Origin of the sequence: Streptomyces sp. NPDC051211, from assembly GCF_040689505.1 — a bacterium.
Classification (GTDB): Bacteria; Actinomycetota; Actinomycetes; order Streptomycetales; family Streptomycetaceae; genus Streptomyces.
On the sequence record NZ_JBFBAV010000020.1, the window covers coordinates 66,078 to 90,345 of the forward strand.

A 24,268-nucleotide genomic window follows, 5' to 3' on the forward strand; every position below is an offset into this window, starting at 1 on the left:
GGCGGTGTGCAGAGAGCCTAACCGGTGAAAGAAACGATCATCTTTCCGGTGTTCTCACCGCGCAGCATTCCGAGGAACGCGTCCACCCCGTTCTCGATGCCCTCGACGACGGTCTCGTCGTACCGGAGCTCCCCGCTCCGCAGCCAGCCGGCCACGTCCTTCACGAACTGGTCCTGGATCCCGTAGTGGTCGCTGACCAAGATGCCCTGGAGCCGCAGCCGCTTGCCGATCACGGCCACCAGGTTGCGCGGGCCGGGGGCCGGCTCGGTGTCGTTGTACTGGGCGATCGCACCGCAGAGGGTGGCCCGGCCGTGCAGGTTGAGGGAGGAGATCGCCGCTTCCAGGTGGTCGCCGCCCACGTTGTCGAAGTAGACGTCGATGCCCTCGGGGGCGGCGGCCTTGAGCTGCTCGCCCACCGGGCCGTTCTTGTAGTTGAAGGCGGCATCGAAGCCGTACTTCCCGGTGAGCAGCTCGGTCTTCTCGTCCGAGCCGGCCGAGCCGATGACCCGGGAGGCACCCTTGATCTTCGCGAACTGGCCGACCAGGCTGCCGACCGCACCGGCCGCGCCGGAGACGAAGACGGCGTCGCCCTCCTTGAAGGAGGCGGTCTCGAAGAGGCCGGCGTAGGCGGTCAGGCCGGGCATGCCCAGCACGCCGAGGTAGGTGGAGAGCGGCGCGAGCGAGCCGTCGACCTTGACGGCGTACTTCGGGTCCAGGTCCGCGTACTCGCGCCAGCCGAGCTGGTGCAGCACGTGGTCGCCGACCTCGAAGCCCTCGGCTTCGGAGGCGACGACCTCGCCGACCGCGCCGCCGTCCATGGGCCGGTCGAGCTGGAACGGCGGGACGTAGGACTTCACGTCGTTCATCCGGCCGCGCATGTACGGGTCCACCGACATGTGCAGGTTGCGCACCAGGATCCGGCCCGGGGCGGGGGCGGCCACGGGCACCTCGCGGAGGGCGAAGTCTGCGGCGGTCGGCCAGCCCTGCGGGCGGGCCACCAGGTGCCACTCGCGGCTGACGGCAGGAAGCGCGGAAAGATCGGACATGACGAGGCTCCCGTTCGGAGGAATTGCTTCAGGCGGTGAAACAACCATGCTCCTTGATATTTCATGTTGTCAAGCAAATGGGTAGACTCGTCCCATGCCCAGTAGCCGCATCGACCCCGTCACCCTCGAAGTCGTGGACCTCATCGCCTCCGTCGTGGCCCGGTACCACGAGGAGTACGAGCACGCGGCCGCCCGCCACCAGCTCACCGGAGCCCAGGCCAAACTGCTCGGCCTGCTGTCCCTGGAGCCGCTGCCGATGCGCCGGATCGCGGAGCGGCTCAAGTGCGAGCCGTCGAACGTGACCGGCATCGTGGACCGGCTGGAGAGCCGGGGTCTGGTCGAACGCCGCCCGGACCCGGCCGACCGCCGGGTCAAGATGGCCGCTCCCACCGAGGAGGGCCTGGCCACGGCCGAGCAGCTGCGCGAGTCGCTCGGCTTCGCCCGGGAGCCCCTGGCCGGGCTGTCCACGGCCGAGCGGGTGGTGCTGCGCGACCTGCTCAAGCGCATGCTGGCCTGAGCCCCGGGCCCGGCCCCGGCCCCGGCCCGGCACACCTAGCCGAGGCTCACCAGCAGACCCAGAGGAAACACGTCTCCTCGGGCTCGGGCTCGGGCTCCGGTTCGGGCTCCGGCTGCGGCGGGGGCGGCGGCGGAGGCTTGGGCTTGCTCGTCTGGTTGCCGCCCGGCTTGGGCGCGGCCGGCTTGGGCGTGGACGGCTTGGCGGAGGAGCTCGGCGAAGCATCCGCGCTCGTCGATCCGCTCGGTTCCGGCGACGCCGAGGCGGACTCCTCGGGCAGCTCCGGCGGGTCCTCCAGCGGCTCCCCGGAAGCGGTGCCCGCGGGCACGCCCGACGCTCCGACGACCCCCACGGTCGCGGCAGCCGTACCGGTCCGGCCGGGCTTGGCCGAGGCCTTCGGGGCCTTCCCCAGCGAGGGCGCCACGGTCGGCGCCTCCACCGAGCCCTCGGGCGCGGGCTGGTCCGGCTGCTCCATGTCGTCCTGCAGGACCACCGTGGAGGCCCGGTCCCGGCGCTCGCCGTCGACCGTGATCCGGGCCAGCGCCAGCGAGCCGCCCACGGCGACGGCCAGCCCCAGCCCGATGGTCAGCGCCGTCCGGCGGCGCCGGCGGTGGACCGCCCGGCGGCGCGCCTGCCCCCGGCCCCGGCCACTGCCCTGATAGGGACCGCCGAGGACGATCGCGAGTTCGTCGGCCGGCGACTGCTCCGCCTCGTACCCGCTGTACGAGGCGTACGGGGCGGCCGGCGCGGGCATGGGGACAGGCGCGGGCCCGGGCACGGCAGCGGACGGCGCTGCGGGCAGGAGTTCGGCCGGGGTCCCGCATCCGGCGCACGCCAGCGCGCCGTTGAGGTACCTGCGACAGGCGGGGCAGTAGTCCATGGCGCCCGCAGGCTATGCGGTGTTCAGCAACATCCGTATCCCGAGAACGTAAGGATCCTGTGTTGAAATTCGGCCCCACCGCCTTCCAGCTGGTGCTGCTGCGCCGGATGTCCGACTTCCAGCCCGACCTCGCCGAACAGGCCCGGCTCCGGCTCGGCGCCACCCTCGCCGAGCAGCGCGAGGCCAACAAGCAGTGGCAGGCCATGGTGCGCTCGCCCCGCTCGCGCGGCGCCCTGGCCCGCTACCGCTCGGTGCTCGGCCCGCCCGAGTCGGCCACCGCCCGCACCCTCGGGGACGTGGAGTGCGAGGCGTTGCTGTGGCCGGTGCCGCTCTGGCCGGACCTGCGCTTCGAGGTGCTGGCCGGGCCCGACGGGGCGGTGTGGAACGAGTGGCTGGTCCGGGCCCCCGGCGCCCGGGGGCCCGTACTGCGCTCGCTGGAGGACCTGCGGCCCTGGTCGGCGACGGTGGACGAGGTGGCGCGCGCCTTCGCCCCGGTGCGGCCGATGGAGGGGAGCGCGCCGACCCGGTGGCGGCTGGCCTTCACCGTGGCCGGGCGGCCCTGCGTGGCCGAGTTCACCCACGGCCTGCTCCAGCGGGTGGACGCCTCCCCGGAAACCGGCCACGAGGACTGAGGGGGCAAGAGCTAGGAAGCGAGGAAGGCGCGGACTCCGGCCGAGGTCGCGTCGTCGCCGAGCAGGTCGTTGTGCTTCAGGCAGCCGACGCCCGTGTTCTGCGCGCCGGTCAGCGGCACGCTGGAGTCCGGGTTGATGACCTCGTCGCAGTTCGACCAGAAGGTGGCGTACTTGACCGCGCCCGGGGTCTCGTCCCCGGCGGCCAGGTTCTTCTGGACGTAGGAGTTCGGGGTCATGTCCTTGCAGGCCTGGTCCCACAGCGCGCAGGCCCATGCCGTGGAGGTGCCGTGGTTGGGGCCGGCCAGGGAGACCCAGTGGTCGACGGTCGCGGAGCCGCCGCCGAACTTCACGTACCAGCGGCTGACCAGCGACCCGAACGAATGGGCGACCACGTCGACCTTTGCCGCCCCCGTCTGCCGGCGCACCTCCTCGACGTACCCGGCGAGCTGGCCCGACAGCACCTCGTTGACCGACCGGTGGGTGTCGTAACCCCAGGAGAACAGTTCGGAGTCCGTGTACCCGGCAGCCCGCAGGTCTTCGCGCAAGGCTCCCCAGACGCCCGGGTCGGCGTTGTAGCCGTGGACGAGGACCACCGGATTGCGGGCCTGGCCCACCGCCCGGTCGGCGGTACGGCCGGCTGCCTCGGCGGGCAGCGGCGCGAGCAGTGCCGGGCAGAGCGTCAGGAGCGCCGCCAGTTTCTGTCGAGCCGTCAGCATCGGGTCCCCCTTACCTTGTTACGCACGAGTAGCGCGGGTAGTGGGGGCATGCTGCGGCCTGTCGGTACAGAAAACCACCCCCGTGCAGCACCCCTGACGGAGCAACCCAACAAGCCGTTAGACCGTTTTGCGCGAAAGATGGCAACTGTGACCGGCAGGCCGCCGGTCTTCTTGCGTCAGCGCTCCCGGGAGGATCTGCCGTGACCGTCAGTCTTGAGCAGCTGCGCCGCTGCCACGTCGCCGTCGACCTGGGAGCGGCGCGGACCCGCGTGTACGTCAAGGGCGCCGGCTTGGTGGTCGACGAGCCCAGTGTCGCCGCCGTCAACACGCGCACCGGTGCACTCATTGCCGTCGGCTCCTTCGCCGAACGGATGACCGGCCGCACCCCCGACTACATCCGAGTGGTCCGCCCCGTCTCCGGCGGCACCGTCGTCGACATCGAAATGGCCCAGCGGATGCTGCGCCACCTCCTCGGCGAGAAGCTGCGGCGCGCCCTGCGCCGCAAGCCCCGGCTGCGCGCCGCCGCCTGCACCCCGCACGACGCCGACCCACTGGCCCAGCGCGCCACCGTGGAGACCCTGGTCGGGCTCGGCGCCCGGCGCGTCGAACTGGTCGACACGCTGATCGCTGCGGCCGTCGGCTGCGGCCTGCCCGTGGAACAGCCCACCGCGACGATGATCATGGTGTGCGGGGCGGCGGCCACCCAGGTCGCGGTCCTCTCCCTCGGATCCGTGGTGACCGCCCAGCGGGTGCCGGTGGGCGGCGAGGCCATCGACCACGCGGTGGTCCAGCACCTGCGCCACGCCCACGAGCTGATGCTGCCCAGCCAGGCCGTACGGCCGCTCCAGCTGGCCCTGCACGGCAACGGCATCACCCCGGAGGGGCCCGCCTCCACCCTCATCCACGGTCTGGACGTGGCCACCGGCCTCGCCCGCTCGGTGCACGTGGACACGGCGGCGGTACGCGACGCCATCCACACCCCCCTGACCGCCGTTCTGGACGGCATCGGCAAGGTGCTGCGGGACTGCCCGCCGGACCTGGTCGCCGACCTGACGGACCGGGGGATCATGATGGTGGGAGGCAGTGCCCTGCTGCCGGGCCTGGACCAGATGCTGCGGGACGCGACCGGCATGCCCGTGGCCATCGCGGAACGGCCCGACGTGTGCGCCGTCCTGGGCCTGGGCGCCATGCTGGAAGGGAAGATCGCCCCGATGGTCCTCAACCCGCTGGCCGAATGACCGAAGGACGGGCGGACGCCCCCGCACAGCCCGCGGAGCGGCCCCGCCTGCCGATGCTGCTGGAGGCCGTACTGAGTGTCGGTTCGGAACTCGAACTGCGCTCCACCCTCCAGCACATCGTGGAGTCGGCCGCCGAGCTGTGCTCGGCCCGGTACGGCGCGCTCGGGGTGGTGGACCCCGAGCGCGCCCGGCTGACCGAACTGTTCACGGCGGGCATGACCGAGGAGGAACGGGCCCGGATCCCGCACCTGCCGGACGGCCGCTCCGGCCTCCTCGGCGCCCTGATCCGCGATCCGCGCCCGCTGAAGGTGCCGAAGATCTCCGAGGACCCCCGGTCGGCGGGCTTCCCACCCGGCCACCCCGGGATGAGCTCCTTCCTCGGCGTCCCGATCCGGGTCCACACCGAGGTGTTCGGCAATCTCTACCTGGCCGACAAACACGGCGGCGACCCCTTCACCGACGAGGACCTGGCCCTGCTGCGGGTCCTCGCCTCCCAGGCCGGCATCGCGATCGGCAACGCCCGGCTGTACGACACCGCCCGCCGCCGGGAGCGCTGGATCGAGGGCGCGGCCGCCGTCACCACCACCCTGCTGGCCGGGCGGCCGGCCGCGGACGCGCTGATGTGCGTGGCGGAACGGGCCCGGCTGCTGGCGGACGCGGCGGCAGGGGTGGTGCTCCAGCCGACGCCCCAGGGCGGCATGGAGATCGTGGCCGCCTCCACCCAAGGCGACCCCGGTGACCTGGTCGGCACCGCCATCGCCCCCGGCAGCGCGGTCCTGGAGCAGCTGCTGGGCGGCGAACCGGTCTTCGTCGAGGACTCGGCGACGGACCCCCGGATGACCACGCACGTGCGAGAGCGGTTCGGCCCCAGCATGATGCTCCCGCTCCAGAGCGGCGGACAGCTGATCGGCACGCTGGCGCTGCCGCGGGCCCGCGGCGGCCGCCCGTACGACGCGGTGGACCGGCTGCTGGCCTCACAGTTCGCCTCCCAGGCCGCGCTGGCGCTGGTCCTGGCGGACGCCCAGCACGACCGGGAGCAGCTGGCGGTGTACGAGGACCGCGACCGGATCGCCCGCGACCTGCACGATCTGGTGGTCCAGCGGCTGTTCGCGACCGAGATGATGCTGGAGAGCACCCGGCGGCGCTCCGCGGCCGCGGCCGCCGGGGAGGCGGGCGGCGATGCGGCGGTCGACGCGGTGGGCGATGACCTGGGCCGTGCGGTGGACGAGCTGGACTCCACGATCCAGGAGGTACGGACGGCCATCTTCGCCCTCCAGCAGCCGCCGACCGACGCGCCGGCCACCTTCCGCGGGCGGGTGCTGCGGGAGACCGGCGGTGCGGGGGTGCTGTTCGGCTTCCAGCCCTCGGTGCACTTCGCGGGGGCGGTGGACGCGCTGGTTCCGGACCCGGTGGCGACCGGCCTCCTGGCCGCCCTCCGCGGCGCGCTGGCAGCCGCGCACCGGCGGGCCCAGGTCTCCTCGGTCGAGGTGGAGGTCGATGCGGACCCGGCGAAGGTGCGGCTGACGGTGACGGACGACGGCCGCACCGAGGCGGGCACCCGGGGCACGACGGTGACCTGGGAGTCGGCCCTCTAGTCGGCCCCGGTCGCCCTGGTCAGCCTCGGTTCAGCCCCGGTCGGCCCCTGTTCAGCCCTGGACGTCGGCCTCTGTTCAGCCCTGGTCGTCGGTCCCTGTTCAGCCCTCCGGTCGGCTGCCGCCCGGTGGGCGGTTGGCCGCGCGGAGGGCGATCCGGGTGCTGGACTGGGCGACCCCGGCCTCCGTCTTGAGCCGGCGGAGCAGTACGTCCAGAGCGGCCGGGTCGGCGGCGCGGGCACGGACGAGGTAGTCGTGCGCGCCGGTGACGTGCACGGCTTCGGTGATGCCGGGCAGCCGGGTGATGGCCTGCTCGAACGCGTCGTTGGTGGTGTCCAGGCGCAGCGTGACGTCGATGAAGACGACCAGTCCGCCGCGGGTGTCGGCGGCCGGGTCGACCAGGACGGTGAACCCGCGGATCACCCCGTCCCGGCGCATCCGGCGCACCCGGTCGGCGGCGGCGTTGGCGCTGAGCCCGACGCGGACGCCGAGATCGCGGTACGAGATCCGCGCATCCTGCTGCAGGATGCCGAGGATCTCTCGGTCGAGGCGGTCCATACCGCGATTCTCTCAGCCGAGGCCGATATGCACCCGCGTGTTTCCCCGTCGCGCTCCCAGGCTTGCCGCCATGACCGACCTCACTACATGGACGGCCCCGTCCCTGGCCGGAGCGGCCGCGGGCCTGGGCGTGGCGATGCCGATGGGTGCGATGAGCGTGCTCCTGCTCCAGGAGGCGATCCGCTCGCGCCGGGCGGCGGTCGCGGGTGCGACGGGAATCGCGGTGGTCGACTTCGGCTACGCCGCCCTGGCGGTGGCCCTGGGCCCGTGGGTGGCCTCGCACGTGGCCCCGGTCGAGGCATGGGTCCGGCTGGCCGCCGCGGTGATCCTCCTGGCCATCGCCGCCCGAGGCCTCTGGTCCTCCCGCACCCAGGCTCCGCCCGCGCCATCCGCGCCGAACGGACCGGGGGCCGCAGGACCCGTGGCCGCAGGACCCGTGGCCGCAGGACCCGTGGCCGGAGGACCCGGAGTGTGGCGGGTCTTCCTGCGGTACGTCGCGCTGACCGCCGTGAACCCCACCACCGCCCTCTACTTCGCGGCCCTCACCACCGCCCAGGGCGCCCGCCTCGCCACCGGCGCCGCCGCCACCGCCTTTGTCGCCGGGGTGCTGCTCGCCTCGCTCCTCTGGCAGCAGTTCCTCGCCTTGCTCGGTGCGTTCGCCGGGGCCCGGATCTCCCCCGCCGTGCGGAACTGGAGCTTCCGTCTCGGCTACGGGCTCGTCGCCGCCTACGCCGTGAAAGTGGCCCTGCCGCTCCCCTGGCCCGCCTAGGGTGGCCCCGTGACCGTGACCCGCACCTCCGCCCGCGCGGCCCTCGACTCCCTCGCCGATCCCGGCAGCTTCGCCGAACTCGCCGTCCCGGAAAGGCGGTCCGGCCCGGACGGGCCGATCGGCTGGTCCGGCTACGACGATTCCCGGGGCCGGGCCGCAGCCCGCACCGGCGAGCGGGAGTCCGTCGTGGTCGGCACCGCCCGCGTCGGCGGCCGGGAAGCCGTCGTCATCTCCTTCGAGTTCGGGTTCCTCGGCGGGTCCCTGGGCGAGCGCACCGGCGACCGGCTCGAGGCCGCCTACGGACACGCCCGGCACCGCCGCCTTCCCCTCGTCTCCCTCATCGCCACCGGCGGCTCCCGCATGCAGGAGGGCATGCCGGCCCTCACCCAGCTTCAGCGGGTGGCCCGCCAGTCGGTGCTGACCCGGGCCGCCGGGCTGCCGCAGATCGCGGTGCTGCGCGATCCCACCACCGGGGGCGGCTGGGCCACCCTCGGCGCCGGCGCGGACGTGGTGCTGGCCCTGCCCGGCGCCCAGGTGGGTTTCGCCGGGTCCCGGGTCCGGCCCGCCGACGCCGATCCGGCCGCCTACACCGCCGAGGGCCAGTACGCCGCCGGGCAGGTGGACGCCGTGGTGCCGGCGGCGGAGCTCCGGGACACCCTGGCCGCCTGGCTGGGCCTGCTGGGTACCGGCGGCGGGCCCGAGCCGCGGCCGGCCGAGCCACCCGCAGCCCTGGGCCGGCTGGACGGCGTAACGGGACCGGAGACCGGCTGGGAAGCGGTCCGCCTGGCCCGGCACCCGGACCGGCCGCGGGCCGGGGCGTACCTGGACGCGTACTTCGAGGCGCGGCTGCCGCTCTCCGGGGACCGGGCGGGCGGCACCGACCCCGGCATGCTGTGCGGGTTCGGCCTCCGCGAGGGCCGGGCCATCGGGTACGCCGCCCAGTGCGGCACCGCCACCCGCCCGGCCGGCTACCGGACGGCCGCCCGGCTGATCCGGCTCGCGGACCGGCTCGGCATCCCGGTGCTCACCCTGGTGGACACCCCGGGCGCCGCCAACGACGCGGCGGCCGAGCACGCCGGCGCCGGGGCGGCCATCGCGGACGCCTTCGCGGCGCTGGCCGCGGCGACCGTCCCGGTCACCACCCTGCTGATCGGCGAGGGCGGTTCGGGCGGGGCGCTGGCGCTCGCCGCTCCCGGCAACACCTGGGTCACCCCGGACAGCTACTTCTCCGTCATCGCCCCCGAACTGGCCGCGGCCATCCTCAAACGGCCCGCCGACCAGGCCCCGGCCACCGCCGACCAGCTCCGCCTGCGCCCCCGGGACCTGGTGGACCTGGGGGTCGCCCGGGGCATCGTGGAACGCGAAAAGGGCTGACGGAGGTTCACGACCGGCCCGATCGGGCGAACCGCGCCGGGGTGACCCCGACGTGCCGCCCGAAATGCCGGGTGAGGTGCGCCTGGTCGTGGAACCCCACCGCCGCGGCCACCTCCGCCGTCCGCATCCCGGCGAGCAGCAGCCGGCGCGCCGCCTCCACCCGCCGCGCCGTCAGATACGCGTGCGGCGGCAGCCCGAAGGCCCGGCTGAACGACCGGACCAGATGCGTCGGGTGCGCCTCCCCCAGCACCGCTGCCGCCTCCCGCAGGGTGATCCCCTCGACGGCCCGCGCGTCCAGCAGCTCGCGCAGCCGTACGGCGAGCCGCACGCCCGGCGGCTGCGCCCCGGCCGGCCCCCGCCCGGACAGCCGCTGCCGCAACCGCTCCCGCACGAAGGCCAGCCGCGACTCCGCCTCGAACAGCTCCCGCCCGCCCAGCGCCCGGTGCAGCCCGTGGATCCGGGCCCGCAGCGCCGCGTCGTACAGCAGGGGCGCGTCCACCGCGGCCCCGGTCAGCCCGGCCGGCAGCACCGAGGTGTCCAGGTACAGCACCCGCTTGCGGACGCCCGCCTCGGTGACGGTCCGGCCGTCGTGCACCACCCCCGGCGGCAGCAGCACGACCGTCTCCGGCAGGCCCGCCCCGTGCCGTGCACGGTCCAGCGCGAAGTCGACCCGGCCGCTGTCGACGATCATCAGCGCCCACGTGTCGTGCACATGGGCCGGATAGGCGTGGTCGGTGAACCGGGCGTGGAACACCTCGGTGATGCCCGGCAGTTCCGGCCGCCACGCCAAGACGCTCATGTCAGGAACGTACAAGACCGGACCGCAGCCCGGCGGGCAGGCTGCCGCCATGGACAAGACAGTGAACATCGCGGAGAAGCTGGCCGGATTCGACGAGCACTGGGCGCCCCGCCGCATCGCCCGGATCAACGACTACGAGGTCAAGGCGGCCAAAATCCAAGGGGAGTTCATCTGGCACAGCCACGAGGACACCGACGAGCTGTTCCTCGTGGTGAGCGGGGAGCTGACCATCCGGCTGCGGGACGGGGACGTGGTCCTCGGCCCCGGCGAGCTGTACGTCGTACCGCGCGGGGTCGAGCACTGCCCCGTGGCCGAGGAGGAGGTGTCCATCCTGCTCTTCGAGCCGGCCGGCACCACCAACACCGGCTCGGCGGGCGGCGACCGCACCGTGGAACCGGTGGACGCCTGACCGGCGCGGAGGGTACGGGCCGGGCTGCGGTTGCAGGTGCGGGTGAAGGGGTCATGCTGGGGAGCAGAGAGCGCAGCATGGCCCGCCTGATGCCTCACGGACAGGAGGTCGCCGTGAGCAGCCTCGATTCCCATCGCCGGTACTCGGTCCTCCCGGGCCGGGCCGGGCGCTGTGCGGTCCGGTTCCTGCTGGCCGTCCTGCTCGCGCTGGGCGGTGTGCTGCTGCCGCCGTGGACCGCCGCGCCGACCGCGGTGGCCGCCCCCCGCCCCATCCACGTGGGCAGCGGTCCGGTGGGCATCGCCCTGACACCGGACGGCCACCACGCCTACGTCACCAACTCGGGGTCGTTCTCGGTGTCGGTGATCGACACGAGGACGAACAAGGTGGTCGGCCGTATCCGTACCGGCCACACCCCCTTCGGGGTGGCGGTCACTCCCGACGGCCGCCGCGCCTACGTCACCAACGCCCTGTCGGACTCGGTGTCCGTGATCGACACGACGGCCAACGAGGTCGTCGACGACGTCTTCCTCAAGGCCGACAGCAGCCCGATCGACGTGGCGATCACCCCGGACGGCCGCCGTGCCTACGTCACCAACGCCGGATCGGACTCCGTGTCCGTGATCGACACGACGGACAACAAGGTCATCGGCAGCCCTCTCCGCGTCGGCAGCACCCCGATCGGCGTGGCGATCACCCCGGACGGCCGGCGCGCCTACGTCACCAACGGCGGCTTCGGATCTCCCGTCCCTGTTTCGGTGATCGACACGAGCACCGGCAAGGTTGCCGGTCTGCCCGTCCGCATCGGCAGCTTCCCGTACGCCGTGGCCGTGACGCCGGACGGGCAACGCGTCTACGTCACCGACCAGTCGGGCACCGTAGCCGTGATCGACACGAGGACCGACACGGTGGCCGGCGACCCCATCCCCGTCGCCTTCAAACCGAACGATGTCGCGGTGACCCGCGACGGTCACCGCGTCTACGTCACCCACTCCGGAGCAGAGTCCGTGTCCGTGATCGACACGAGCACCGGCAAGGCGACCGGCACCCCCATCCCCGTCGGTGGCACCTCGGACGGAATCGCGGTGACCGCGGACGGCCGCCGCGCCTACCTCACCCACTCCTGCTGCGGCGCGGTGTCGGTGATCGACCTCGAGCCGTCGCGCTGAACCGGCAGGCGGATCCGCCCGGCCCCGGCGCACCACGCCTCCTAGGGCTGCGGCGACCGCGCGTCGTAGCGGGCGAAGCCGCGCCAGCGGGCGGCGAGGAGAGCCACGACGAGCACGCAGGCCAGTCCCCCGCCCGTGATGGCCAGTTCCGGCGAGGTGAGGTCGGCGACCGTGCCGGCCAGGAAGTCGCCGAGCCGGGGCCCGCCCGCGACCACCACGATGAAGACGCCCTGCAGCCGCCCCCGCATCTCGTCGGGGGTGGCGGCCTGGAGCATGGTGGTGCGGAACACCATCGAGATGGAGTCCATCCAGCCCGCCACGGCCAGGAAGAACAGTCCGAGCCAGAGGTTCCGGGTGACCCCGAACACCGCGACGGCCAGCCCCCAGGCCGCCACCGACAGCAGGATCGCCACCCCGTGCCGGCGGATCCGGCCCTGCCATCCGGAGAACACGCTGCCGAGCAGCGCGCCGACCGCGGTGGCGGCGCCCAGCAGGCCGACGGTCACGGCATCGCCGCCGTACCAGATCAGCGCGATGGCCGGGAACAGCGCCTTCGGCTGCGCCAGCACCATTGCGGCCATGTCGGTGAAGAAGGTCATCCGGATGTTCGGCCGGGTGGCGAGGAACCGCAGCCCGTCCAACACCGAGGCCCGGCCCCGCTTGCCGTCCGTCCGCTCCGGCAGCATCGAGGGCAGCCGCCACATCGCGTAGAAGGCACCGGTGAACGCGACGGCATCGATCAGATACGCGGCCTGGTAGCCCCAGAGGCCGACGACCAGCCCGCCCGCCATCGGGCCGAGCATGAAGCCGGAGGTGGTGGTCACCGAATTCAGTGCGTTGGCGGCGGGCAGCTGCTCGGGCGGCAGCAGCCGGGGGATCATGGCGGACCGGGCGGGCGAGTTCAGCGCACCGCACACCGACTGCAGGGCGACCACGGTGTAGAGCAGCCACACCCGGTGGTAGTCGAGCAGCGCGGCGGCAGCCAGCACCACCGAGAGCGCGCCCAGCCCGCCGGAGCTGGCGAGGCCCAGCTTGCGCCGGTCGACGGAGTCGGCGATGGCTCCGCCGTACAGGCCGAAGACGATCAGCGGGACCAGTGAGCACAGCCCGACGACTCCGACCGAGAGGCTGGACCGGGTGATGTCGTACACCTGGAGCTGGACCGCGAAGACGGTCATGGCCGCACCCGTCCAGGAGATGGTGTTGCCGACCCACAGCCGCCGGTAGTCGGGCGAGGTGCGCAGCGGGGTGAGATCGGCGAAGATCCGCCGCCGGGGCGGCGCCGTATGGTCCGGGTCCCGGCCTTGCGGGGCCTGGTCCTCCGGCTGGGTCGGGGAGGGGGTGCGGGTCACACGGGATGCTAACCGGGCGCGGATTTCCGGTCTCCCGAATTAATCCGGCCCCGCACCGGCCCGCCGAACCGGCCGTGCGTCGGCCTGGCCGGGGCGCGCCGCCGGCCCGTCCGGGGCGCGCTGCCGGCCCGCCGCACGGCCCGCCGCCGGCCCGGCTGGGACGCGGAATCCGCCGGGGCACCGGCGACCGGCCGGCACCCAGCGGCACCAGTCACCCCACCGGACCCCTGGGTCGCGGAGCCCGCCCTTCCGGGCCGGTAACTCGCCACCGCCCCAAGAGATTTGACTGAATCGACGTGCGCTCCCCACCTCGCGTCAGCCCATGATGAAAGACTCGTATGTCCAGGGAGGCGTAGTGATCGAACCTGGCAAAGGAACCGCGAGCAACACTCTGCGCATCTTCGGGCGGGCCGGAGCGGCACCGCTCACGGTCGGGGTGGAGGAAGAGTTCCTCCTCGTCGACGCCCGGACCTTCAAGGTGGTCCCGGCCGCCCCGCTCGTCCTCGCCACTGCCGCCGGGGAACCACACCAGCTGCACGCCGAGGGCACCCGCTACCAGGTGGAGATCGCCACCCCGGTCGCGGACTCGGCCGCCACTCTCCGCGAGGAGCTCGGCGCCCTGCGGCGCTCCCTCGCCAAGGCGGCCCGGATGCACGGCTGCCGGCTGCTCGCCAGCCCCTCTCCCGTGGTGGCCCTGGACGGGCCCCTGCACCTGACCGATGACGAACCCCGCCAGCGGGAACAGCACCGGCGCTTCGGCTCGCTCACCGACAGCCTGGTCGGCTGCGGTCGGCACATCCACATCGGCACCCTCGACGTGGACTCCGCCGTGGCCGTGGCCAACCGGGTCCGCCCCTGGCTGCCGACGCTGATCGCGCTGGCCGCCAACTCGCCGTTCTGGCAGGGCCGTGACACCGGCCACGCCAGCTGGCGGGCCATGGCCTGGTCGGCCTGGCCGTCGGCGGGACTCCCCCCGCACTTCACCTCCACCGCCCACTACCGGCGCTCGGTGCAGACCCTGCTCGGCTCCGGCGCGGCCCTCGACACCAAGATGGTCTACTGGGACCTCCGCCCCTCCGGGAACTGGCCGACGCTCGAGATCCGGGCGCCCGACATGTCCCCGGACATCGAGACCGCGGTGCTCCAGGCCGAACTTTCCCGTGCTCTGGTCGCCACCGCGCTGCGCGAGATCTCCGCCCGGCAGCCCGCCCCGGAGGCCCGGGACGACGTACTGCGACTGGCCCGCTGGCGGGCCGCCCACGACGGCCTGGAGGGCTTCGGCCTGGACCCGTACACCGGCACCGAACTCCCGGCCGCCGACCTCGCGGAGGCGCTCCTCGGCCACGTCGCCACGGAACTGGCGGCCGTGGGCGACCTCGACCACGCGGCCACCACCCTGGCCTCCCTGCTCCGCAACGGCTCGGGCGCCCACCGCCAGCGCGCGGCCTTCGCCCGCAGAGGAGACCTGACGGACGTCCTGCGCCACCTGGCGGACGCCACGGAAGCGTTCTGACCCCCGCCGTGACGGGCCTCACAACAACAAAAAGCCGCAGGTGCGAACGTCTCTGCACCTGCGGCTTGCAGTGGGGCGGGTGGGACTCGAACCCGTGTGGGTGACCCTGTGGTCAGCGACCGCGCCGGTCAGCCGTCGTATCCCCAACAGGCGCAGGGGGATGGTGGACCGAATGACCCGCTTCGGGCTTTGCGTGGGTGCCGAAGGGGCTCTTGGCGGGGGCGGTGATCTTCCCTTGATCTGCCCGGGTCACGCTGTCCAGCGCATCACCCTACGCGGCTGCCGGCCGCCGGCTGTCGGCCGTCCCCGTGACGGCGGCAGGCACCGACCACGTTGCCGAGCGGACAGACTCGCTACAGGCCGGATTCAGGGTCGGCGGAAGTGCGCTTGTAAGTGCACGAGTATGACTCGCCGGGTTCCCCGTACGCCGGGACACTCCCGCTCATCCGCAGCTCCCCGTTCTCCACATAGAACGCCAGAGACCTGTGGTCGTTCCGATTCTCGAAACGAAGCACCAGATAGGGCGTCAGGCCGGGGTCCTTGTTGACCGCATGCCATTTCCCGTCGACCGTAAGGCGCGTCACCTTGTCGTCGTCCGGCCCGGGGCCGGACCATTCGATCGGAAAATTCTTGACGGAGAAGCCGTAGTCGTCACGCAGTCGAATGACCGGAAGCGGCTTTCTGCATTCCGGCGCTCCGTCCCATCGACCGACCAATTCGGAATGCTGCACGGCCTCCGGAAAGACGCGGGCGGGCCCGCTCGGCCCGCAGGCGGTCGAGGCGAGAACTGTCAGGGTGGCAGCCGCAAGGCTTGCACTGATACGAAATACGTCGGGCTTCACGCCATCTGCTTTCAGTCGTTCCGGGCGGCGGGGCCGCCCCCAGGGGTTCCTGGGGGCGGCCCCGCCGTTTTCAGGGCGCGTCCCGGCCGGACAACCGGCGGGAGCGAGCGCTTCAGGCTGCCATCAGAAGAGGCTGCCCAGCCAACTTGTCACGGAGTCCAGGAAGCCACCCGAGTCCCCCGACGACGATGACGATGTCGACGACGACTGCGACGGAGCCGCGGGGTCGTCGAGGTCGACCGTCTCCGTCCACGTGATTTCCTGCTCCTTCCTGGCGAAACGCCCCGTGTCGTAATAGTCGTTGAGGCGATCGCCGATGTTCTCGCTCCACCAATCGCTGTACCCGCCGAGCTCCGGGGCGATATGCGTTCCGGAGTTCATGGTGCTCTTGTTGGTCACATGGAACTGAATGGTCGCCGTCCCCGCCTCCTTGTCGATGGACTTCACGGTGTATTCCATGTTGTAGGAACCCAGGAACGCCGCGGACATGTTCGTCGTGAAGTCCATGTAGAGGGTCTTGGTGGACAGCGAATGATTCAGGCCGTTGTTCTCTATGCGGCCCGTGTCCTTGTTCTCGTACTGGGCGACCTTCGCACCCAGATTGTAGTTTCCGCCGCTGATGTTGTCGGTCGCGATCTCCCGCACGCGCTGGACGTGGTAGTGGTCCATGAGCGACTGCGTGAAGGCGTCGTTTCCGCCGAAGTCCCGCTTCTTGGGGCCGCTGCCCGAGACCCATTCGAATCCCAGGTCCACACCATTGGGGTTACCGGGGGTTCCGAAGCACGAGGGGCAGTGGTCCCGAAGAATCGGCTCCGCGGCGATCACGGGGCTGGCAAGCGTGTCGGCGACCGTCGTGACGGTACCGACCCAAGCGTTGGCGAAGTTGTCGTCCCAGGGGCAGAAGTTGCCTCCTTCGCACCAGTCGCTCCAGTGACCGTCGATCTCGACGCCGCTGATCGGGTTGCCGCCGGTGAAGGCGTAGCGGTTCCCGGTGAAGGGATCCGACCCCAGCCGCATGTCGGCCAGGGCGCCGTTGTACATGTCCCGGCTGGTGAAGCGGTTCAGGCCGGGGCTGTAGTCACGGAAGCCCATGTCGTAGGTGCCGCTGGCGGAGTCCCAGCGCTTGGCGTTGAAGCGGTAGGGGTTGTACGCCTCCTTGTCGGGCTGGGCGGTGTCGGGCTTGTCGATGCCGGTGAACTCGGCGTCGTTGTTGTTGCCGTAGGCGGTGTAGCCGTAGGTGGACTTGGTGTCACCGCTGCTGTCGGTGAGGGTTTCGACGTCGGTGTGGCCGTTGTAGCCGTAGACGCCGAGCTCCTCGGAGCCGTCGGTGTTGCGCTTCAGCTGTGTCAGGCGTTCGCCCCACGGGCTGTACTGGTAGGACTTGGTGACCTCGCCGGCAACGGCCTCGTTGAGCACCTCACTGGAGGTACCGAGGTAGTTGAAGTCGGTGGTCTTGCCGTCGGCGTCCGTCTTGGATGCCGTGCGGTCCAGGGGGTCGAAGACGTAGGTCGTGGACTTCTTCGTGACCCCGTCGGCCTGCAGCTTGGCGTTCTTGACCACGTGGTCGAAGCCGTCGTAGTCCCGGTCCTCGACCACCTTGCCGCCCGCGACGACCGTGTCCAGTCGTCCGTACGGGTCGTAGTTGTAGTTGTTGGTCGCGGCGCCGATGTTCGAGCTGAGGAGCCGGTTGCGGTCGTAGGTGTAGTTGGTCGTGACGTTCTTGATCGTCTGGGTGACGACGTTGGCGTTGTCGTCGTGGACGTAGGTCTCGGTGCCCGCGGCGCTGCCCGTCTTCACGGACTGGGCGAGCCGGTTGACCGGGTCGTAGGTGTAGTTCGTGGTGGAGTTCAGGTACGCGCCGTGGTTTTCGGCGTTCATCTTGGACGCGACGTCCTGCGCCTGGTTGCCGTTGGCGTCGTAGGCGTAGGTGTGCGAGGAGACCAGGGTGGCGTTCGGCTTCTTCTCGCTCTGGGTCTTGAGCGCGCCGTTCAGGTAGTAGGTGTAGTCGACCGTGTTGCCGTTGGCCTTGGTCTCCTTCAGCCGCTGGCCGCGGTCGGTGTAGGTGTAGTCGGTGACCTTCGGCGAGGCGTCCGAGACGGACTTGCCGACCTTCACCGTCTTGACCAGCTCACGCAGGTCGTAGATGTACGTCGCGTACTGGTCGGGGTGGGTCGTCGTCGCCTTCTGGCCGTTGGCGTCGTAGGTGAACGACGTGGCCTTCTTCTCGACGCCGGACAGGGACTCGCTGACCTTCTGGACCTGGTTGAGGTCGGTGTAGGTCATCGTGTACGTGTCGATCTTGGCGCCCGAGGAGCCGTCCGTGATCGAGGTCAGGTTGCCGTTGAGGTCGTACGAGTAGGTGAAGTCCTTCTTCTCGTTGTCCGTCTCGGTGACCTGGCGGACGATCTTCACCGCGTCGGCGACGACCTTGCCGGAGGCATCGGTGGCCAAGGTGATCTTGGACGTGTTCCCCTGCTTGAAGGTGAACGAGCCCAGCGAGACCCAGCTGCCGCCACCGGTGGTCTGGTTGACCGCCTTGTCGGTGGTGCCGCCGTCGTGGGTGACGGTGTACTTCGCCGCCGTGGAGGCACCCGAGGTCGTCGGGTACTTCGCGTAGGCGGTGTAGGTGCCGTCCTGCGGAACGTTCAGAGTCCAGGTGAACGTGTCCGTCGACGTCCCCGCCGCGTGGGTGCGGTGGTCGTAGCCCTGCTGGCCGGTGGCCGAAGCCGTGGCCCAGGTGCCGGTCGCCGAGACGGTCTGGGTGTCGGAGTTGTCCGCCACGACCACGTGGGCGCCGACCGGCACGCCGTCGTCGGAGCGGGCCTGGAGGCTGCCGTCGGGGTAGTACGACCAGCCCTGGGTCCGCGAGCTGGAGCCGCCGGCCGAGGTGAGGGTGCGCGAGATCTGCTGACCGGTCTGGTTGTAGCCGTAGGAGGTGACGATGTCCCACGGGTCGGTGGACGTCCTGGTCCAGCCGTTGTCGAAGTAGGTGTAGTCGGTGTCGTTACGGACCGTCTGACCCTCCGACGGCGGCGCGGAGACGCGCGAGGTGCGGCCGACCGTGTCGTAGGTCGTCTGGGTGTAGACGTTGGGGTCGTTGTAGCGCGCGTCCGCCGGGTCGTAGGGCTGGAACCGCTTGACCGGGCGGTTGAGCTTGTCGTACTCGATGCGGCTGGTGAAGTCGTCCACGGTCGCGGTGGCGGTGCCGCGCGGGCTGATCACCTTGGTCTTGTTGCCCATCTGGTCGTACTCGAACTTGGTCGACCGGACCGTGGTGCCCTCGTAGGGAACCTTCTGCTCGATGACCTTGCCGCGCTCGTCGTAGACGGCCTGGGACTTGTTGCCCTCCTTGTCGGTGCTCTCGACGACCAGGGAGTCCTTGTCGTACGTGGTGGTGGTGTACTTGCCGGCCGCGTCGATGACCTTGGTCACGCGGTGGTTGAGGTCGTACTCGGTCTTGGTGGTGTAGTCGGTCGTGTCGGCGGTGGCGTTCTTCTTCGGGTCGATGACCGTGACCGGGTTGCCGACGTTGTCATACTCGTAGGAGACCTTCTCACCCTTGGCGTTCACCACCGACACGAGCTGGTAGATCGCGTCGTAGGTGCTGGTGGTGACGTAGTCGTCCGGGACGGAGGTCGTCGCCACACCCTTGGGCTCGGTCGTGGTCTTGACGTTGCCGACCTTGTCGTAGGTGTAGCGCGTCGTGCGACCGCTCAGGTTGTTGTCCGGGCCGGTCGCCGCGGTCACCTGGTCCGCGGAGTCGTAGACCGCGGTGGACACCACGCCGTCCGCGGCGGTGCTGGTGGTGACGTTGTCGTTGGCGTCGTACACCGGGGCCGGGGTGGTGATGAACACCCCCTGCGCGTGGTCCTTGGGCAGCTTGTTGACCAGCGGACGCTTGAAGACGTCGTAGGTCTGGGTGGTGGTGGTGCCCAGGGCGTCGGTCACCGAGGTGACCTGACCGCGCTCGTCGTAGACGAACGAGGTGGCGTGGTTCTCCGCGTCGGTGATCTTCTTGGGGTAGCCCATGAAGTCGAAGTCGGAGTTGACGGTGGCGTTGCCGTTGGCGTCGGTGGCCTTGGTCAACTGCCCGTAGACGTCGTAGTCGTACTTGGTGGTGTAGTCGTCGGGAACCGACAAGGTGGCGGCACCCTTGGGGTCGGTCACCGTCTTGAGGTTGCCGAAGGCGTCATAACCGAACTGCCACTTGCGGCCCTCCGGGGAGGTCTTGGTGAACAGATCGGCCGAGTAGCCGTCGGCGCGCGTCTGGTACGTGTAGGCCGTCCCCGCGGTGCCGTTCTTGTTGGCCTCCGCGTCCTTCATCGTCAGCGGGTTGCCGGTCTTCGGGTCGTACGTCCAGGTCGTCTGGGCGCCCTTCGCGTCCTTCAGGAGGATGACGTTGTTGTCCGTGTCCCAGGACATGTCCACGATCTCGGACTTGGCGTTGGTGGCCTTCACCTGGCGGCCGAAGTCGTCCAGGACGTAGTCCGTGGCGTGCGACTCGGCGTCCGTGACCTCGGTGTCGGTGAACTTCGTGTTCGTCGCGTTGGCCTTGTAGGCGAACGTCGTGTTGTTGTTCAGCCGGTCCGTGATGGTCTTGGTCCACCAGTGGTACTTCGGGTCGTCGCCGACCTGCGGGGCGTAGTAGGCCAGCTTGGTGGCATTGCCCCGGGGGTCGGTGGCCGTCACCAGCTTGACGTTCTTGTTGCCCTGCGTGGCGTCGTAGGTGAACTTGAACACCTTCGGCTGCGACGTTCCCACGCCGTCGGTGAACTGGCCGAGCAGACCCTTGTCCGTGTACCAGAAGTTGATCTTACGACCGGAGACGTCGGTGACCGACTTGATGTGGTCGTAGATCTTGGAGTTGGTCAGGTTCGAGCCCGTGGCGATGGTGCCGGTGCCCGAGACGTACTCGTAGGAGGAGTCGCCCTTCTTGAAGTAGTCCACCGTCAGCGTCTGCCGCGACGCCGGGTCGGTGATGTACGTCAGGAACTTGGTCGGCTTGTTGTTGGACTTCCGCTCCTCGTAGGTGAACAGCAGGGTGTTGCCGTTCTTGTCCACCGTGGAGGTCAGGTAGCCGTCGCAGCCGAACAGGAAGCGGCTGCCGTCCGGCCGGGTCATGGTCCAGGCGTCCGGGACCGGGTCCTTGGTCGGCTTGCAGTCCAGACCTGCCTTGGCGGCCAGCTTGTAGTGCACACCCGCCGGCGCCTTCCACGAACTCGTGACCGAGTCCCAACGGAACACGTGGGTGGTGCCGTCGCCATCGGGCAGGCGCACCTCGGTGGGGTTGGGGTTGGGGTGGAAGTCCAGCGGCGCCCCGAGCCGGATCGGCCCCGATGCCTGCATGGACCAGCCGTGACCGGAAACCGTGTCGGAGGTGTCCAGGGAGTTGTAGGCCAGCCGGAAGAACGTGTTCAGACCCCGACCCGGGTTGTTGAACGCGTTGTACGACCACACCGTGTTGCCGGAGGCGAGGTTGTTCATCAGGCTGGCGCCGGCGCCGGTGTTCTTGCCGGTGTAGCCGTAGAACTTCTCCAGACCGATCTGGTTGGAGGTCGGGTCCTCCACCGCCACGTTCTGCTTCAGCGACGGGATGGCGCCGGTGCCGGCGGACAGCCAGGTACCGTCGGCGACCTTCTTGATGTCCCAGCCGAGGACGTACTCGTTGCGCTTGTTGCCGTTGTCGGAGTTGATCGGCGTCTTGACCTGCGCCTGGATCGTCGCCGACTTGCCCGGCAGGAGGGCCGGGATCGCGGTGGAGAGCTGGTTGCCGCCGGTGGTGACGTCCGTGCCGTCGGGGAGCTTCCAGGTGTAGGAGAGCTGGCGCTCGCCCGCGGCCCACGCGGTGGCGGTGGTGTTGGTGACCGTGAACTCGACCGTGTACTGCGAGTTCGGCGTCATACGAGCCGGAGTCGTCGGCGCGTAGTACGTGTCCTCGGTCGTCGCGTCGACGTAGATGACCTGCATGTACGGACGCAGCTGGGGGTCCGAGGCTTCGGACGACAGGAACATGGTGCGCTCCTGCGGGCCGGTGGTGGTCTCGTCCTTCAGCTTGACCAGGACGCCCTTGTTGTGGGTGGGGGTCTTGACCCAGGACTGCATGAGTCCGGTGGCGTCCCACCAGTGGCGGCCGACCTCGTCGGTGATCTGCGGCACGGTGTCGGACACCGTGGCGGAGAAGTCACCGCCGGCGGTGGTCCACGGCGTGGTCGAGTTGGCGTTGTTCCAGGTGGCCTGGGTCTCGGTGAAGTCCCGGGTCAGGGAGTGGAGTTCGTAGATCGCGCCGTTGGTGGTGCTGGTGGTTTCCGCGCCCCACATGTACATCTTGTTCTCCAGCACCGTGGCGGTGGTGGGGATGGATGTGGTGGGGAACTTCAGGGCGGCGCGGGTCTTGCCGTAGGTACCGGAGTTGTTGCCGACGCTCAGCCAGGTCTGGGCCTTGCCTGAGACCAGGCCGTCGTGGTTGACGGTCGGCTGCTGCGAGGAGAGCGTGGTGTCGACCTGACCCGCCTGGATGATCCTCATCGTCCGGCCGGCCTTGGGGATGCCCAAGATGCGGGTCGGCGACCCGAGGAGCTGGCCGTTCTTGGCCTTGACCGCGAGCTGGTAGTAGTACGACTTGCCGATCTCGCTGGAGCTGGAGTCCGGGGTCGGCACCGCCGTGGTGTCCGTGTACGTCGTCGCGGTCGAGGCGATCGGGGCGATCAGCGTCGCGGCGGACGGGGTGAAGACCTGCTGCGTGGAGCGGTGCAGCTGGTACTCCGCGATGTCCAGGCCAGTGTCGCCGCTGGTGTTGGCGTACGCCGGCCAGGAAAGCTCCGGGCCGGTGGAGTGGACCACGGTCGGCGAGTTCAGCGACGTGCCGACAGCCCCGTAGGTCACCGTCAGACGCGGATACGTGGACGTCTCGCCGCCGTAGGCGTTGCCGTCGGCAGCCGCGTAGCGCGGGCCGCCGGTCGGCGCGGTGCCCGACTCGTCCTTGGCCTTGAGCACGAAACCGTGGTTGGTCGCCGTACCGGAGACCCACTTCTGGACCGTGTCGGCGACGGGGAAGTCATGCCACTTGTTGTAGTCCCAGGCGGCCTTGGTGATCTCGGAGGGGTTCACCAGCCGCACCGAGTCGGCGAGCGTACGGGTCGTGGCCGAGCCCGTGTCACCCAGGACGATCTTCCCGGCGTTGCCCTTGGCGAAGCTCAGCTCCGCCGCGTCCAGGGTCTTCCACACACCGCCGGTACCGGTCTGGTTGACCGTGTAGTTCTTGGTGCCGCCGTTGTGGGTGACCGTGTACGGGGCGGCCGTGGCCGCGTCCGCCGCCGCCGGGTAGTGCACGTCCACCCGGTAGCTGTCGGTCTCCGGGACCCTGGGCTGCCAGGTGTACGACTCGCCCGTGAGCGCGTTCTTGTTGTAGGCGTAGTCGTCGTTGGTCGCGGCTCCGCCGGTCGTGGTGGAACGCGGCCACTCGCCGACCGCCGCCGTACCGGAGTCACCGTCGTCCAGGGACACCGTGGTGCCGGACAGCTCACCCACCAGGGCGCTGGTGTTGGACCAGGTCGCCGGCGTCGCGCCCGCCTCGCTCCACGCCCCGGTGGCCCGGTGCGCCTCAAGAGCGACGACGTTGCCGTTGGTGGTGTGCGCCTGGTCGTAGTAGAGACTCAGCCGGGCCGCGTCGACCTTCACCCCCGCCGGGATCTCGCTCAGCGGGAACTTGATCAGCGAACGGGCGATGCCGGTGTCCGTCTTGCCGACCGACAGCTTCCAGGTGTTGTTGAAGTTCACCGCCGGCTGGTCCGACAGGACCATCGTGTCCTCGGAGACCGAGGCGATCGGCGTGATCGTGATCGTCGGGTCGATGACGACCGGGTACTGACGCTCCTTCGCCGCGAGCCACTTGGCGTCCGGCGTGACGGTCAGCTTCCAGCCCTTGCCGTCGGCGTCCTTAGTCAGCTTCTGGGTGACCTCGGTGCTGTAGGTGCCGCCGGTGACCGACTGCGGATCCTTCTTGGCGTCCGTCATGTACGGAGCCGGGATCACCATCACCGGAGTGCCCGGAGCCTCGCCGAAGAAGGCGATCGAGCCGTCCTTGCGGGTCTGCGGCGTCAGACCGCCCTCGGTGTCCAGGGTGAAGGTGAACGACACCGGACCGGCCGGGCGCTCGGCGAGGACGATGTCCTCCTTCACCTGACCGTTGCCGACCCGGTACGACAGGTCCGCGCCGGAGACGGCGTCCTTGTAGAGGACCCGGTCGCCCTTCGCCTCCGGCTTGAGCGCACCGGCACCGGTCAGCCCGAAGGTGACCGCCCCGCCGCCCTCCGCCTCGAAGCGCATGAACCTTCCGGCGTCGGAGCCGAACCAGCTCTTGCCGGCGTTCGCGGTGTTGGCGAAGTCGAAACCCTTGTCCTGGGTGGAGCGCACGGTGGTCTCGACCGGCTTCCAGGAGTTCCCGGACCTGTACGACGTCGGCACCGCCGTCAGTTCGGCCTCGATCCGGCCGTCCGACAGCTGCCAGAAACGCGCCTGCGACGTGCGCTTGCCCGTCAGCTCCTTGACCCGCTTCGCCTTCGGGAGCTTCTCGCCCTTCGGCAACTTCTCCCGGCTGGGTACCTCCAGTTTCCCGCCGACCGGGGGCTTGCTCAGCTCCTCGTCGTCGTCCGAGAACCAACCCGCGATCGTGTCGATGACGCCCTTGCCGTCGTCCTTCGACGGCGATGCGGGAGCCGCATACGCGATCTGCGGCAATAGCGTGCCCGCTACCGCCGACGCGACCAGACAGGAGATATATCTCCTGTACGGAACTTTCACCTCAACACCTTTCGGCATCGACGCACCCGCATCGCTGCACGCGAAATGGGCGCGCCGAACGAGCCGGAG

The 24,268-nt window shown here is 70.5% G+C and carries 17 protein-coding genes; 9 read left to right on the plus strand and 8 right to left on the minus strand.

All coding sequences use genetic code 11. The annotated features are described in order from the left end of the window. Nucleotides 1–17: 17 nt before the first annotated feature. Complete coding sequence (locus AB0447_RS20790; protein WP_366478161.1) at nucleotides 18–1,046, minus strand: NADP-dependent oxidoreductase; 1,029 nt, start codon at nucleotides 1,044–1,046, stop codon at nucleotides 18–20. A 94-nt stretch (nucleotides 1,047–1,140) separates the two neighbouring features. Here AB0447_RS20790 and AB0447_RS20795 point away from each other — a divergent pair, with 94 nt between their 5' ends. Further along, nucleotides 1,141–1,563 (plus strand): MarR family transcriptional regulator, encoded by a 423-nt coding sequence (locus AB0447_RS20795; RefSeq protein WP_366478162.1) that lies wholly within the window; start codon nucleotides 1,141–1,143, stop codon nucleotides 1,561–1,563. 46 nt (nucleotides 1,564–1,609) lie between these two features. Here AB0447_RS20795 and AB0447_RS20800 read toward each other — a convergent pair whose 3' ends face one another. Further along, on the minus strand, nucleotides 1,610–2,314 hold the full coding sequence (locus tag AB0447_RS20800; RefSeq protein ID WP_366478163.1) for a hypothetical protein: 705 nt from the start codon (nucleotides 2,312–2,314) through the stop codon (nucleotides 1,610–1,612). A 233-nt stretch (nucleotides 2,315–2,547) separates the two neighbouring features. Here AB0447_RS20800 and AB0447_RS20805 point away from each other — a divergent pair, with 233 nt between their 5' ends. Further along, entirely contained in the window at nucleotides 2,548–3,072 is a 525-nt protein-coding gene (locus AB0447_RS20805) for a hypothetical protein (RefSeq protein WP_366478209.1), read from the plus strand. An 11-nt stretch (nucleotides 3,073–3,083) separates the two neighbouring features. Here the strand turns inward: AB0447_RS20805 and AB0447_RS20810 are convergent, their stop codons facing one another. After that, nucleotides 3,084–3,788, minus strand: coding sequence for a triacylglycerol lipase (locus tag AB0447_RS20810; protein WP_366478164.1), 705 nt, complete (start codon nucleotides 3,786–3,788; stop codon nucleotides 3,084–3,086). Nucleotides 3,789–3,988: 200 nt separating this feature from the next. Between AB0447_RS20810 and AB0447_RS20815 the strand changes: the two genes are divergently transcribed. After that, on the plus strand, nucleotides 3,989–5,026 hold the full coding sequence (locus tag AB0447_RS20815) for a rod shape-determining protein (RefSeq protein WP_366478165.1): 1,038 nt from the start codon (nucleotides 3,989–3,991) through the stop codon (nucleotides 5,024–5,026). Next, nucleotides 5,023–6,621 carry a GAF domain-containing protein gene (locus tag AB0447_RS20820; protein WP_366478166.1) on the plus strand — a complete coding sequence of 533 codons (1,599 nt, stop codon included), beginning with the start codon at nucleotides 5,023–5,025 and terminating at the stop codon, nucleotides 6,619–6,621. The genes AB0447_RS20815 and AB0447_RS20820 overlap by 4 nt, the downstream gene beginning before the upstream one ends. 99 nt (nucleotides 6,622–6,720) lie before the next feature. On the opposite strand, the gene AB0447_RS20825 is transcribed toward AB0447_RS20820, so the two are convergent. Then, nucleotides 6,721–7,176, minus strand: coding sequence for an Lrp/AsnC family transcriptional regulator (locus tag AB0447_RS20825; RefSeq protein ID WP_366478167.1), 456 nt, complete (start codon nucleotides 7,174–7,176; stop codon nucleotides 6,721–6,723). A 70-nt stretch (nucleotides 7,177–7,246) separates the two neighbouring features. On the opposite strand from AB0447_RS20825, the gene AB0447_RS20830 reads away from it, so the two are divergent. Further along, on the plus strand, nucleotides 7,247–7,945 hold the full coding sequence (locus AB0447_RS20830; protein WP_366478168.1) for a LysE family transporter: 699 nt from the start codon (nucleotides 7,247–7,249) through the stop codon (nucleotides 7,943–7,945). Between the two features lie 9 nt (nucleotides 7,946–7,954). Then, a complete protein-coding gene (locus tag AB0447_RS20835; protein ID WP_366478169.1) occupies nucleotides 7,955–9,319 on the plus strand; it encodes a carboxyl transferase domain-containing protein in 1,365 nt (454 codons plus the stop codon). A 7-nt stretch (nucleotides 9,320–9,326) separates the two neighbouring features. Here the strand turns inward: AB0447_RS20835 and AB0447_RS20840 are convergent, their stop codons facing one another. Then, nucleotides 9,327–10,118: an AraC family transcriptional regulator gene (locus AB0447_RS20840; RefSeq protein ID WP_366478170.1), complete on the minus strand. Its 792-nt coding sequence runs from the start codon at nucleotides 10,116–10,118 to the stop codon at nucleotides 9,327–9,329. A gap of 49 nt (nucleotides 10,119–10,167) precedes the next feature. On the opposite strand from AB0447_RS20840, the gene AB0447_RS20845 reads away from it, so the two are divergent. Then, entirely contained in the window at nucleotides 10,168–10,527 is a 360-nt protein-coding gene (locus tag AB0447_RS20845; protein ID WP_366478171.1) for a cupin domain-containing protein, read from the plus strand. A gap of 113 nt (nucleotides 10,528–10,640) precedes the next feature. Beyond that, the gene (locus AB0447_RS20850) at nucleotides 10,641–11,693 is read left to right on the plus strand and encodes a YncE family protein (RefSeq protein ID WP_366478172.1); all 1,053 of its coding nucleotides are present in this window, start codon (nucleotides 10,641–10,643) and stop codon (nucleotides 11,691–11,693) included. Between the two features lie 41 nt (nucleotides 11,694–11,734). On the opposite strand, the gene AB0447_RS20855 is transcribed toward AB0447_RS20850, so the two are convergent. Beyond that, nucleotides 11,735–12,958 carry an MFS transporter gene (locus AB0447_RS20855; RefSeq protein WP_366478210.1) on the minus strand — a complete coding sequence of 408 codons (1,224 nt, stop codon included), beginning with the start codon at nucleotides 12,956–12,958 and terminating at the stop codon, nucleotides 11,735–11,737. A 442-nt stretch (nucleotides 12,959–13,400) separates the two neighbouring features. Between AB0447_RS20855 and AB0447_RS20860 the strand changes: the two genes are divergently transcribed. Continuing rightward, a complete protein-coding gene (locus AB0447_RS20860) occupies nucleotides 13,401–14,558 on the plus strand; it encodes a glutamate--cysteine ligase (RefSeq protein WP_366478173.1) in 1,158 nt (385 codons plus the stop codon). Between the two features lie 353 nt (nucleotides 14,559–14,911). Here the strand turns inward: AB0447_RS20860 and AB0447_RS20865 are convergent, their stop codons facing one another. Together AB0447_RS20865 and AB0447_RS20870 are read right to left on the minus strand one after the other, a co-directional pair. Further along, on the minus strand, nucleotides 14,912–15,400 hold the full coding sequence (locus AB0447_RS20865) for a hypothetical protein (protein WP_366478174.1): 489 nt from the start codon (nucleotides 15,398–15,400) through the stop codon (nucleotides 14,912–14,914). A 123-nt stretch (nucleotides 15,401–15,523) separates the two neighbouring features. Further along, on the minus strand, nucleotides 15,524–24,217 hold the full coding sequence (locus tag AB0447_RS20870) for a DNRLRE domain-containing protein (protein WP_366478175.1): 8,694 nt from the start codon (nucleotides 24,215–24,217) through the stop codon (nucleotides 15,524–15,526). Nucleotides 24,218–24,268: the final 51 nt, after the last annotated feature.